Here is an 11,712-nt window from a genome sequence, read left to right as displayed (position 1 = left end):
AAGCCCAAACATGGGGGGCAGCCGGATAACCGCAGCTTGGCTGTGACAGCGCAGTCCTGGAGCAGCGATGACCGGCGGCATCTGCTGCAGAACCCACCGTCGTCGAACTTCAACTTCACGCTGGCCTGCCGGGAGGGACTCGAACCCCCTACCCCGAACTTAGAAGGTTCGTGCTCTATCCAGATGAGCTACCGGCAGTTTGCCGCAATTTTGCCAGATTACCCTGCTCCAGATGCAGCTGGTGGCCATCCCATCTCTGGGCAGGATTCTGTCTGCTGGCTAGCCCGATCGAATGGCTTTATCGGGGTAGAGGCGGAGGCTGGAGAGCATTTTGTGCTCAGCACGTCGGATGGCTGGGCCGACAAAGTGGCGGCTATCGCCCGGATCTCCATGTCTCCTTGGCGTGTATTGGCCAAGGGCCACCCCACCTCGCAGCGGATCGAAGCTCCTACGGCACGAATTTTCGCCTACGCAAGCGGGATTGGAATCTCCCCAATCCTCGTCGTATACCGTGGCGACCTGCGCTCCTGCGTCAGGGTCCTCCTCCCTTGACGAGCGCACCTCCCGTGCTAGCTTGATCACGGAAAGGAGTTGCCATGGACTACTTCACTCGCCGGTGGACGACGTGGCTGAGCGTCGCCTTATGGGTCGTTTTGACTGGCTCAATGTTCTTTCAGACACTGGGCGGAACACCGGTCACCTTCGGCATCTTCCGCAATAGCCGCGGATTCGTGGAATATGAGTGGCCGCTGGCCATCCTGCTCCTGAACATGTTGCTGCTGGTCATGCTGATCGGTTTCCGCATCCTGGCCCTGATGCTGACCTCCCGCGATGGCTCGGGCACCTGGTCGGGCGCCTTCAGTCTGTCGCTCTTTATGTGCGGGCTCATCGGCCTGATGCTTCAAGGGGGAACGCTAGGACTGTGGCTTTTTTTTGCGGACCATCCTGCGGCCACGCACTTCTGGCCCCCCATCGCGTTCCTGGCGCTCAGCGCCGTAGCCTGGTATCTAGGCCGATCTGATTACAGCTTTGGTCTGATTGAGGATGCACATCGTTCAGCGCGATCTACCGCTACAGCGCATCCGGCGGGCTGGAGCGATGGCGATGGCCCACCCCAAGATGTAGCGCGCAAGGAAACTCCGCGCAGAACCCTCGCATCCATCCACGGCAATGCCGATATCAAGCGCCGCCTGCTGGATGCCGGCCGTGCCATCCTCCAGCGTCGCGAAAGCGGCAAGGAGCCGCGCAACGGCATCCTGTTGCATGGTGAACCAGGCAACGGCAAGACCATCTTCGTCGAAGCCCTGGCCGGAGAACTCGGGATGCCGATCTTCACCCTCACCTTCACCGATGTGGAGCACTACCACGTGGGCGTCAAGACGGTGATGGTCAAGGCAGCCTTTGATCAGGCGATCCGCTGCCAGCCCTGCGTGTTTTTCATCGACGAGGTCGACAGCTTCATTGCCAGCCGCACCCAGGCCATCAGCCAGACCAAGGAAGACGTCGACCTGGTCAGCGGCCTGCTGACCCTGCTGGTGGACATCCGCAAGCATCGGGTGCTGCTGGTGGCTGCCACCAACCATCTGGAGCGACTGGACAGCGCGGCCATCCGGGAGGGACGTTTCGACTTCAAAATCGAGATCACGCCGCCCGATGAGGCGGCGCGCATCGGGCTGCTGGAGTCCGGCCTGAATGCCAACCTGCCTCAGATGCCAGTATCCCGGGAGACTGTGGCCAGCGTCGCGCAACGCTGGAACGGATATTCCGTCAAACGCATCCTGGCGGTGACCGAGGAACTGCCCTCCTACCTTGAGGAACTCAGGAGCCAGAGTCAAGGCCGCCCGGAGCTTGGCTACGACGATTTCATGGCTGCTTTGCGCCGCCTGCAGGGACGCGCGGCCATCGCAACGCTGCCTGAACACGTGAAGCCGCTGTCCGATCTGCGCCTCGCCCCATCCACCCGGGAAGCCTTGAACGGCATCGCCAAACAGATCCGGGACCCTCTGCGGATGGAGCGCCTGGGTGGATCTGTTCCCAGTGGCGCTCTGTTCTACGGTCCGCCCGGCACCGGCAAGACTACCGCCGCCATGGCCTTGGCCAAGGAATCTGGCTGGTCATTCCTGAGCAGTACCGGAGCGGACCTGGCCCGCGATGCGCACGCCCTGGACAAGCTGCTGTCCAAGGGTCGCGAACTGCGGCCAGCCATCATATTTATCGACGAGGCGGACGCCTTGCTGCGCTCGCGCGAATATTCACCCAATCCGGACGCCACGGACAAACTGCTGGCGCTGATGGACGGTATCGGGGGCAAGATCAAGGATCTGATCTGGATAGCGGCCACCAACCATGCCGATCAAGTCGACCCGGCACTGCGGCGCGGCGGCCGATTCACCTTAAAGGTGGAATTCAAGCGTCCGGACGCAGCCCAGCTGACGGAGCACATTGCAGACTGGATGGCTGCCCGCCGGGTGCGCCTGGCCTCTGGGCTGCAGGCGGACGACATTGCCGCGCTGCTGGATGACGAAAGTATTGCCAATGCGGAAGCCGTGCTTCAGCATGCGGTGAACCGCGCCATATCCCTGACCAGTGGAGACGACATCGTCGTCAGTCGAAATGATCTTGCTGCGGGTGTCGACGCCGTACTGGGATTTTGACCCGCTGGCGCGCTGCCACGGTACTGCATGCCCGTGCTGGATGACAACCTGGCGATCGGTCCAGTCCACCCCTTGACAGAAGAGGATCCCGTGCTAGCTTGGTCTTGACTGCGCCCGAGTCGAACTTTGAAATCGACCGATCGCCCCCTCGAGCATTCGACCAATCGATCACGAGGAGCAGTGGACTTTTGTCCACCGAGGCAGACGGCAATCTGCCGCAGCATCATTTGGAGGTTGACCATGAACAGCACACTGGATACGAGAAGCGCTTTCAGGCTGCACACAACCCTCGAACGGGAAGCGGAGCGGCACTGGCTGCTGGATTTTTCGGCGGGCAGGGACTTTCTGGCGCTGGCTGCGCATAAGTACAAGCCGGACACCCGGGTCTCACTATTGCGCCGACGAACCGAGGACGACCCGGCGCTCGATCAGATGATTGATCTCCTGGGTTTGCGCTCCATGGCCGCACCTGCAGGCGCCTGGCAGCAAGCTGTCATGTCCTGGCACTTCACCTGGGAAATCGTCAAGCTCGGGTTCGAGCGCAGTGTCCGCCGAGCGCAGAACAAAGAAGATGGAGGCAGCCGTGGATAACGACAACTCGGTCGTGATTGTGAATGGCATCCTGATCGCCGGCATCCTGATCGCGATCATTCTCTTTGTGGTGGTCGGCCACATGAACAGGCGACTTCGCGCAGAACTGGATCAGATGAAAAGTGAGCTCGCGCAAGAACCAGAAAGCGAAGAAGCTATCGGCGCCCCGCGGGATTAACGTCCCCTGGGGCATCGGGATACTAATCGGAGGGTTGATCGACGCAGGGCGCATACTCTGCGAGACAGAGTAGGACTTCTCGCAGACCGCTCATGCCCATCTGATAGATGCGCAGGGCAAACCGCGTCTGGGAAACTTCCGCATCATCTAGCCAAAGGCGCACTACGACTTGATCGCGCGGTTTCGCTTGAGGCTCTAAGGACCAGCCAACGATCCCCGAGCGCGAGTGAACGGCGCCCAGCCATTTGCACAACCCCTCGACCAGTGCGATGCGCCATGGCGCAGGCGAGAGAACAACCGGGGCGTGATCCATGCCGCCGCCACGAACAGATCTTGAGAAATGCAGTGCGTGACTCGCAATGGACCTGAGACGGGCATCCTCGCGAGGCTCAGCAATGGCTGATCTTGGCCAATCATTGAACCGAGTCCGCGCCAGGATCACGAAGGCCAAGCCGGGAGCCGCATCTGGCAGGGCCATGCTAGACGCCTGAAACTGTATGGCAGCTCTTGCTGACAGGCCTACCGCGCGTCCCAGATGCTGGCGCAGGATGTCTGGCTGCCAGGCCATGAGCCACTCCAACCAGTAGATCCCCTCAAAGACGATGTTGCGCCCTGAGTCCTGAAACCAGGATGCAAGGGTCTGCCGCAGCAAAGCTGCGGCTTCGGAGCACACATCCGGGCCGTCGAGTCCCTTTTCATTGGGACAGAACAGGATGGGGAGGAGAAAGAGCTCGGCACAGATGTCGCCTCCGATTGAGCATGGGACCTGCACGCGCGCGACCATCCTTGCAAACAAGTCGTAGTCCGGGCCAGGGGGGCGCCGCGTCACCTCAGCCATCAAACTATCGTCGACCGAACCCAGCAACAATTCGGCAAATGGCAACTCAGACCCGTCAGCGTAGTTCGGTTCCACCGTGTCCAGAACCTCTGGAGATGGTGCAGCCCGTTTCTCAAATATCAACAGCGTCCTCCTTCAAATGGGGTTGTCCTTTCAAACTACGGCATCCGGCTCACTTGTCAATCCTCAACTTGAGCTCCAGGGCATCGTCCTCCGGATTCGACTGCCCCAGGTATTCGTACAGGGCCACTCCGCGCTGGACGATCCGGTTCAGCTTGCAGCGAAGTTCGACTCCGACCTGCTCTTGCAGGGGCGAGCGCTGTGCGGTGGCCACGACCAGACGCAGCTTTTCTGCCGGCGCCACCTCGGCGCCTGCGGCGAAGTGGCCGACCAGCCAAGCCTGGCTTACGCCGGCAGCGGCCAGCGCCTTGCAGAACTCGGGGTTGCCCTCGGTGAGTTGCACCCACTGCCTGATGCGCGCGCCGCGCTGGCGCTCCAGCATGGACAGCGATCCCACGTAGGCCTGGGTCACCGTGGGCCGGAAATGACCCAGTTCGCGGCTGACGGCGGTCCGCGCGGCCAGATCGGCTTCGCGCACCTCCTCGGTGATGTGCAGCGGGGCGGCGGCAGACACCGGCACATCCAGACCGCTGATCTCCTTGTAGCGACGCGCGGCGTACTGATGGCGTAGGCCATGCGCGGTCACACCCAGGCCGGCTTTGGTGATGCCAACCCGCTCTGCCACGTGGTAGAAGTGGCGGATGTTCTGCTCCAGGGAGTAGCCGGGGCGCGCGAGCAGGCCCTTGGGGTTCTTTGCCGCCATGAGCTTGGCGCGCTCCAGCACGTCGCGCTGCCACTGGCGCATGACGGGATCGCTGTCAAAGGGCACATCGCGCGGCAGGCCACCCTTGGTGCCGTGCACGACGCGCAGCACATCGCCGTAGTCCGCCGCCCGGGGGTCCAGCTGCAGGGATTCGCGCATGCGCAGCCCGAAGGCCGCCTGGATCTCCAGGTGGATGGCGGTGATGGGGCACAGCACTGCGACCTTGGGCAGGACCTGCTCCAGATCGACGCCTTTTTCTTCCCAGGCGAGAGAGACGGTGGCCACTGTGGCGCGCGCCGGTGGCGGCTCGATGCCGTTTTCCAGCAGCCATTTGTGCAGGCGGACCCCGGTGGGGATGAGGTGGCCCTTGCCGATGAAGGTCAGGAAGCGGCGCAGGATCGACAGCTTCCACTCAATCGTCCCCGCCGAGAAAGCTTTGAGCTTCCACAGCCGCATGAGGTGCAGAGCGTGCTTGCTGCCCAGTTCGTCAAGGTTGCGCACCACGGCATTGCACTCACGCAGCTCGTCGAGCATGCCGATGAGGTTTTGCACGTAGGACGAGCGGGTGCGTTCGGAGACTGGGCGATCCCTGCCGGTGCCGGCCTTGAGCACGAATTCGTCGAAAAACATGGTGACCTGGGCCTTGGGGTTGGTGGGATGGCGGCGCTTGACGCGCGCCAGCACGGCCAGCCCGGCGCCGTCACCCCGGCGCGCTTGCTTTTGCGCCCGCACAGTTGGGCGCGGTCTAGCAGCGATCGAGGCAGGCCTGTTCTTGGCTTTCGTTTTTTCACTCCTGCCCGCGGCGACCGGGCCATCGAAGTGCGGCCGCGGGGTGTGGGTGTCCTGAAGGTCTTTGCTCATGGTTTGTTTCTCCTTCCAAGTTCTTCTCCCGCCCTGCCCGCCTGGGCGGTCCCCAGCCGGCCGCAAAACACGACCGGTTCGGAACTGCCCATGGCAGCCTGTGGCCGGGTTCCTGGTCTCGGATGCGCTCCTTGAGGCGCTGGTGAAGGTGGACTTGTCTTGAAGCGGGGCCAGTCCGGGCCGGGTGTCAGTGATTGGGTCGCAGCTCGTAAGCAAACTTTCCTGCCGTCCGTTGCGAGCGGGGGCAACACCGTGCGGTGTCTCCTGTGCCGCAATGAACGCGCGACACAGGGGGTTCCGGTTTTCCAGGCCGGGGCCCATTCGGTGGGCCAGTCCATCCCGGCTTGTCGCCGGGGAATCTCTCATCCGATTAACGCGCACTGCCGTTGCGCGCCCCGGAGTCATTAGTTCATGTGTGCACCACTTGCAGGCCCTCTATGGGCACCACCCCTCAAGCGGGACGGCTGGTAGTACAGATCTCAGTAGCTGGTCACCACAGGCCTGGCCTGTCGGTCAACCCCTATGAGGTAATGACTGGAACTCGGATGTTTATTCGCTGTGCTGCTTGCGCAGCCCCCGACTCATCAATGTCACCAGACATCTCGAGCGGCAAACCCCTTCCGGGGTCATAGAAAGTTTGCTTGCGAGCCAACCTTGATTCAGGTTGACTGCCTCCAAGAACATCCCTCTTTCGGGTTTCTTGGCTCCCCGGCTACACCGCCGGGCGGGAAACCACACACACACATTGATCAGAAGGCGGGTTTCATCGCCAAAGCGCTTTCGCGCTTGGATTGAGACTTTCGCCGCAGCAATGGCAATGCCACTGCGCGTTTCTTCTGCTGCGTGTTAGGCGATCTATTGATCAAGTTGCCATTGCTGGCATGGATGTTTCCATCCTGGGTCCAGGCTGACCTGGGGTGTCGCAGCGCTCGGGCGAGCAGCTGGATCTGGTTCGATGCGATCAGATTGACCGCGAGCGGCACGAGGCCTGCACGCGGCGGATATTAACGCACCCGAAAACTCGACGCAAGCGATTGTGAACAGTTGCGCCTCGGCAGTACGTTATCCACAGGACGGAGATTTTTCTCAGGTTGCATCTCATGGTTCCGCCGCTACGCGGAGGACGGCTTGCTGCCTTGCTTCGCCGGTTCTCTCAGTCTCCGGTTAGGTTTCCGTCGTGCGTGTGGAGCGGCGTTGTGGATATGTCGATGGGGGTCTAGGAATAGAGCGCCGAAGGCAGCGGTTCTGGCGGTGGCTTGGCGGGCCGTCCTAGACGATGGGATGGCGTGAGTTACCTCGCACTGAGAACCAGGAACAGTCGCTCCCAGACGAGCATGCCGTTCGGCATGTGGACGCGCCGTTGCGGCGCGGCCATAGCATCTGCGTCCACCACTCGCCTCTCGCCTCTCCCCGGACGTCCCCTTCTCCACGCCACGACCGGCCTACCGCTACGGCGGAAATCTGTCAGAAATCCGCTGGATTTCCGCCAGATCCATCGCGGGCTCGCCACCGCGCCAGGCGATCGCCGCCGAAATCCGACGGGTTTCTGACAGATTTCCGCCGCCTTCGCTCAAACGATGCAGAAGCTGCGAGACCTACGCGGAAATCTGGCAGAAACCCGCCAGATTTCAGTCATTCCCAACTTCAGAAAGCCGGAGCTCGAAGCGATCGCCGCCGAATTCTGGCGGTTTTCCGCCGGATTTCCGCGTACTGTTCTGCATCGTTTGACCGCTTTCTAAAAATAACTACCATCCCGCTCAACATGTCTTGTGTTGGATTGTTTCGGAGACTCCCCAATGAGGGCTGAAGCACCTACCGTGGTCGGCGTACGCTCTATCGACGTGGCCCAAGTTTCCGAGTAAGACTGCGAATTGCCGAAGCAGGCTGTGAGCTGTCGGTCAAGACCAAACGGTGGATGACCGCTGAATACGGAAGCGAACACCAGCCTTTGCATCCCGGCACCCTGGCAGCGCCCCTCAGACATGGCCGACATGTTGTTGGAATGGCGCTACCTGTCGACGCGCGCCGCTCGGCTCAGGGCCTGTTCTCCTATCTTTTTTAGATGTCGCGTGCTATTCTTGATTTCGTTACAAAATCATGCGCAACGAGCCCGTCAAATCCCGCCACGGTGGCACCCGACAGGGCGCCGGGCGCAAGGCTGCCTATGGCGAGCCCACGAAGACAGTCCGGGTGCCGCAGAGCCTTGTTCCCGTGGTGGTCGGCTATCTCGATGAGCTGAAGCGCTCGCCGGCTGTGGCCGGCGAGACGCCGGTCCTGAAACCGATCACCGCCCTTCGCACCGCCACCGCTGTACCGACCCTCGGCCGCCACGTTCGTGCCGGCAAACCCACTTCAGGCGACGACTACCAAGAGGATGCGGTCGATCTCGGCCGGCATCTAGTACGCGACCCGAGCAGCACCTTCGTCATGAAGGTAGCTGGCTGGTCGATGCGAGATGCAGGCATCGCCCAGGGGGACGAACTGGTCGTCGACACGGGCATTGCTGCCGATAACGGTCGAATCGTCGTCGCCGAAGTCGATGGCGAGTTGACCGTCAAACGCCTGAAGCGCACCGACACAGGGTGGTTGCTGCAGGCCAGCAACCCCGACTTCGCTGACATCCCCATCGGCGACAAGAACGAACTGCACATCTGGGGCGTCGTCACGCGCGTTTTGCACGCTGTCTAGACGCCTGCACTGACTTTGAAGAACTAGGAGGACCTCATGTCTCAAGCCAGCCGGATCGAATGGACGGAGGCGACCTGGAATCCGACTGTGGGCTGCACCAAGATTTCCCAAGGGTGCAAGCACTGCTACGCCGAGACCATGGCTAAGCGCCTGCAAGCCATGGGCACGCCGGGCTACGAGAACGGGTTCAAGCTCACCATCCTCCCTGAGCGTTTGGCAGAACCGCTGGCGCGCAAGAAGCCAACGGTGTACTTTGTAAACTCGATGTCTGACCTCTTCCATAAAGGGGTAGATGATGACTATATCGCCCAAGTCTTCGACGTAATCCGCCGCTGCCCGCAGCACACCTTCCAGGTGCTGACCAAGCGCGCGGATCGCTTGGCGGCGTTCTTCCGCAACCGCGGGGTCCCGGACAACGCCTGGCTCGGCGTGTCAGTCGAGGACAAGCGGCATGGCGTGCCGCGCATCGAAGGCCTGCGCAAGGTCGATGCGCGCATCCGCTTCCTGTCCGTCGAGCCGCTCCTCGAAGACGTTGGCGAACTAGACCTGAGCGGCATCCATTGGGTGATCGTCGGGGGCGAGTCCGGTGCCAAAGCGCGGCCGATGCAGCTCGATTGGGTCGAGAATGTTCGCCAACAATGTGAGGACCAGGGAGTGCAGTTTTTCTTCAAGCAGTGGGGAGGCTGGGGAGCCGACGGCAAACGTCGCTCCAAGAAAGCCAACGGCCGCTTGCTTGGGGGTAGGACCTGGGACGACATGCCCGCACTGTCCGCCCACGTCTGAAGGACCGCATGACGCTGAAGCAATATAACTGGAAGGACGGTCCAGACTATATCCAGCAGCACAGCGTTGCCAAACATCGCATCCTTCAGGCGTACCTCGCCGCCTATTTCCGCACACTCGTCAGTTCGCCGAGCCAGGAGGTTCTGAGATTGACGCTCGTCGACGGGTTTGCCGGCGGCGGCCTGTACGTACACAACGATACGCGTGAGCCCGTCAAGGGCTCGCCGTTCATCTTCCTCGAAGCCACGCGCGAAGCCGACTTTCTGATCAACAAGGACCGGCGCAAGCCCGTCCAACTTCAGGTGGACTATTTTTTCACCGAGGCCGACCGGCATGCCTACATGCACCTCGACAAGGTGCTGCGAGAAGCAGGCTACGGCGACCGCATCGGCAATGGAATCTACATCGATCACGCCAGGTTCCAGGACAAGGCCGACGGGATCATCGAGTTCATCAAGAAGAAGAGCCCGAAGAACGGCCGGTCGATCTTCGCCCTCGATCAGTACGGCTACAAGGAGGTGCCTACGCACCTGCTGCGCAAGATCTTTCATGCGCTGCCGAGCGCCGAGGTGATCCTTACCTTCGGCGTCGACTCGTTTATGAACTTCGCGAGCGACGGGGAGCAGGTCAAGAACCTACTTGATGGGCTCGGCATTCCCGACATCTTTGGTGGCAGGTCGATCGAAGAGATCAAGTCCTCCGATCGCGACTGGCGCCTTTTTCTTCAGAGCACGCTGTACCGGCGCCTCGTAGAGAACTGTGGTGCCAAGCACTTCACGCCGTTCTTCATCCGCAATCGCGGTGGCCACGGTGATTATTGGCTGATCCACATGTCGCAGCACCACCGCGCGCGGGATGTGATGACTGAAGTGCACTGGGCGAACAACAACTACTTCATCCACTATGGCGGCGCCGGCCTCGACATGTTCCAGATGGTCGGATACGACCCGGCCCACGATGCGAAGTACCTTCAGCAGTCGGCACTTGGGTTCGAATTCGATGATGTGGCCCGCCGGGCGAGTATTGCCGCGCTGAGCGAGCACATTCCCAAGCGGGTTTACGCCGACGACTCCGGGATCAGCTTCGGAGAGCTGTTCGCGACGACCTGCAACAGTTCGCCGGCCTCGGCACGGCTGTACCGAGAGTCGGTTGAGCGCCTGCTGGAGAACGGGATCGTGGAAGTAGTCGGCGTCGATGGTGCTAATCGCCGGTCCGCAGGGCAAATCAAGACCTCAGACCAGATCATGCCTCCCCGACAGCGGGCCCTCTTCGTGGGTAGCTAACTGTCGAAGGGGAGTAGCTTGCTCAATGCAAGCTGAACCCACCATCGCAGAACCACGCACTGTCGGCGAACGCCTCGAATGCCGCAGACCGCCATCCATTCATCCTTGCCATACGACAGCTGGATGCGCGCTCTAGCAGTTCGGTCTCGACCAGAGCAGCGCCGCCTGCGGCATGGAGCGTTTCCAATTGTCCGCGAATGTTCAGTAACTCATCAGCGCTCTCGGCCGAGTACAGAGCGCCCAGCCCTAAGGTCTTGAAGTGCAGCGCGACGCGATCTGCGAGCACGGCGCTCCAATTTGCAGGCGTCTGGACTCGAAATCGTAGTGCGGCCGGCGTGCCAGCCACCACTTCGGCAAAGAGCCATCGATCGCCGTCGATATTGTCGTAGTACGGGTGCAAAGCCTCTTCGTTTGCGGAGGTCGGCAACGCCGCCAACTTCGACTTGTTGCAGTCTCCGCATGCCGGAATCAGATTCAACGGCACAACCGCGAGCACCGGGTAGTGAGCCTTCGGTAGGTGGTGGTCCAACGTTGACACCGTGCGGTGGCCGCAAAGAGGGCATTTACCGTTGGGGGCCGAGTTGAAGAGTTCATCGTACGCGTCCCGACCGGGCGCGGACTTCTTCGCCATGCGCTGCGTATAGACCCCCTCCATTTCAGCCGTAGTGACGACGCCACCAACGATCGCCTGCCGGACAAATTGATGGAGGCGAGTCTGGGCCGCGAGCGTGTCGAAATCGGCAGATGCGGCAACGACCAAGTGCGCTATTGACTCCATCTTGAGCTTCAGGCCCGGATCACGAATCCGACTTATGCACGCCGCGAAAACGTCGCCCGGCAGCAGGTTCGGGGCATCCATCTTGATCATTGCGGAGCCTTTCGGTTCACGATCAGCGCTCGGATCAGCGCACGTGCTTCCCCACCAAGCTCTGTGTCGAACTTCGCGACGACCTTATCGAAGTTGTCGTCTTCGCCCACCGCCTCTCTCAGCAACTGATGAAAGCCAGCGTGGG

At 61.3% G+C, this 11,712-nt stretch carries 11 protein-coding genes and 1 tRNA gene; 7 read left to right on the top strand and 5 right to left on the bottom strand.

From position 1 onward, the window contains the following. Nucleotides 1-121: 121 nt before the first annotated feature. A tRNA-Arg gene (locus CDE01S_RS17185) sits at nucleotides 122-198 on the bottom strand. Between the two features lie 269 nt (nucleotides 199-467). Then, a complete protein-coding gene (locus tag CDE01S_RS19270; RefSeq protein WP_084382968.1) occupies nucleotides 468-536 on the bottom strand; it encodes a DUF4113 domain-containing protein in 69 nt (22 codons plus the stop codon). Nucleotides 537-596: 60 nt separating this feature from the next. Between CDE01S_RS19270 and CDE01S_RS17180 the strand changes: the two genes are divergently transcribed. The 3 genes from CDE01S_RS17180 (at nucleotide 597) to CDE01S_RS17170 (ending at nucleotide 3,423) form a co-directional block, all read left to right on the top strand. Then, nucleotides 597-2,654 carry an AAA family ATPase gene (locus CDE01S_RS17180; protein ID WP_084382967.1) on the top strand — a complete coding sequence of 686 codons (2,058 nt, stop codon included), beginning with the start codon at nucleotides 597-599 and terminating at the stop codon, nucleotides 2,652-2,654. 240 nt (nucleotides 2,655-2,894) lie between these two features. Beyond that, nucleotides 2,895-3,245: a hypothetical protein gene (locus tag CDE01S_RS17175; RefSeq protein ID WP_066710544.1), complete on the top strand. Its 351-nt coding sequence runs from the start codon at nucleotides 2,895-2,897 to the stop codon at nucleotides 3,243-3,245. Then, the gene (locus CDE01S_RS17170) at nucleotides 3,238-3,423 is read left to right on the top strand and encodes a hypothetical protein (RefSeq protein ID WP_157077180.1); all 186 of its coding nucleotides are present in this window, start codon (nucleotides 3,238-3,240) and stop codon (nucleotides 3,421-3,423) included. The genes CDE01S_RS17175 and CDE01S_RS17170 overlap by 8 nt, the downstream gene beginning before the upstream one ends. Nucleotides 3,424-3,445: 22 nt before the next feature. Here CDE01S_RS17170 and CDE01S_RS17165 read toward each other — a convergent pair whose 3' ends face one another. Beyond that, complete coding sequence (locus CDE01S_RS17165) at nucleotides 3,446-4,384, bottom strand: hypothetical protein (protein ID WP_066710538.1); 939 nt, start codon at nucleotides 4,382-4,384, stop codon at nucleotides 3,446-3,448. 49 nt (nucleotides 4,385-4,433) lie between these two features. Next, a complete protein-coding gene (locus CDE01S_RS17160) occupies nucleotides 4,434-5,945 on the bottom strand; it encodes an integrase domain-containing protein (RefSeq protein WP_084382966.1) in 1,512 nt (503 codons plus the stop codon). 1,577 nt (nucleotides 5,946-7,522) lie between these two features. On the opposite strand from CDE01S_RS17160, the gene CDE01S_RS18890 reads away from it, so the two are divergent. The 4 genes from CDE01S_RS18890 (at nucleotide 7,523) to CDE01S_RS17145 (ending at nucleotide 10,699) form a co-directional block, all read left to right on the top strand. Beyond that, on the top strand, nucleotides 7,523-7,684 hold the full coding sequence (locus tag CDE01S_RS18890; protein WP_157077178.1) for a hypothetical protein: 162 nt from the start codon (nucleotides 7,523-7,525) through the stop codon (nucleotides 7,682-7,684). Between the two features lie 358 nt (nucleotides 7,685-8,042). Beyond that, nucleotides 8,043-8,633 carry a LexA family protein gene (locus tag CDE01S_RS17155; protein WP_066710534.1) on the top strand — a complete coding sequence of 197 codons (591 nt, stop codon included), beginning with the start codon at nucleotides 8,043-8,045 and terminating at the stop codon, nucleotides 8,631-8,633. Nucleotides 8,634-8,669: 36 nt separating this feature from the next. Continuing rightward, nucleotides 8,670-9,416 carry a DUF5131 family protein gene (locus tag CDE01S_RS17150; RefSeq protein ID WP_066710532.1) on the top strand — a complete coding sequence of 249 codons (747 nt, stop codon included), beginning with the start codon at nucleotides 8,670-8,672 and terminating at the stop codon, nucleotides 9,414-9,416. Between the two features lie 8 nt (nucleotides 9,417-9,424). Next, complete coding sequence (locus tag CDE01S_RS17145) at nucleotides 9,425-10,699, top strand: three-Cys-motif partner protein TcmP (protein WP_066710529.1); 1,275 nt, start codon at nucleotides 9,425-9,427, stop codon at nucleotides 10,697-10,699. Between the two features lie 22 nt (nucleotides 10,700-10,721). Here the strand turns inward: CDE01S_RS17145 and CDE01S_RS17140 are convergent, their stop codons facing one another. Further along, on the bottom strand, nucleotides 10,722-11,558 hold the full coding sequence (locus CDE01S_RS17140; RefSeq protein ID WP_157077177.1) for an HNH endonuclease: 837 nt from the start codon (nucleotides 11,556-11,558) through the stop codon (nucleotides 10,722-10,724). Between the last annotated feature and the right edge of the window lie 154 nt (nucleotides 11,559-11,712).

The sequence above is a fragment of the Curvibacter delicatus NBRC 14919 genome (assembly GCF_001592265.1).
GTDB lineage: Bacteria > Pseudomonadota > Gammaproteobacteria > Burkholderiales > Burkholderiaceae_C > Hylemonella > Hylemonella delicata.
Note: the sequence above shows the minus strand (reverse complement) of the source record. Positions and strands in the feature narration are given on the sequence as shown.

Bases quoted from the DNA above. Each gene is read 5' to 3' on its own strand.
- CDE01S_RS17180 (WP_084382967.1), top strand. From the start codon at position 597: ATGGACTACTTCACTCGCCGGTGGACGACGTGGCTGAGCGTCGCCTTA.
- CDE01S_RS17175 (WP_066710544.1), top strand. From the start codon at position 2,895: ATGAACAGCACACTGGATACGAGAAGCGCTTTCAGGCTGCACACAACC.
- CDE01S_RS17160 (WP_084382966.1), bottom strand. From the start codon at position 5,945: ATGAGCAAAGACCTTCAGGACACCCACACCCCGCGGCCGCACTTCGAT.
- CDE01S_RS18890 (WP_157077178.1), top strand. From the start codon at position 7,523: ATGCAGAAGCTGCGAGACCTACGCGGAAATCTGGCAGAAACCCGCCAG.
- CDE01S_RS17155 (WP_066710534.1), top strand. From the start codon at position 8,043: ATGCGCAACGAGCCCGTCAAATCCCGCCACGGTGGCACCCGACAGGGC.
- CDE01S_RS17150 (WP_066710532.1), top strand. From the start codon at position 8,670: ATGTCTCAAGCCAGCCGGATCGAATGGACGGAGGCGACCTGGAATCCG.
- CDE01S_RS17145 (WP_066710529.1), top strand. From the start codon at position 9,425: ATGACGCTGAAGCAATATAACTGGAAGGACGGTCCAGACTATATCCAG.
- CDE01S_RS17140 (WP_157077177.1), bottom strand. From the start codon at position 11,558: ATGGATGCCCCGAACCTGCTGCCGGGCGACGTTTTCGCGGCGTGCATA.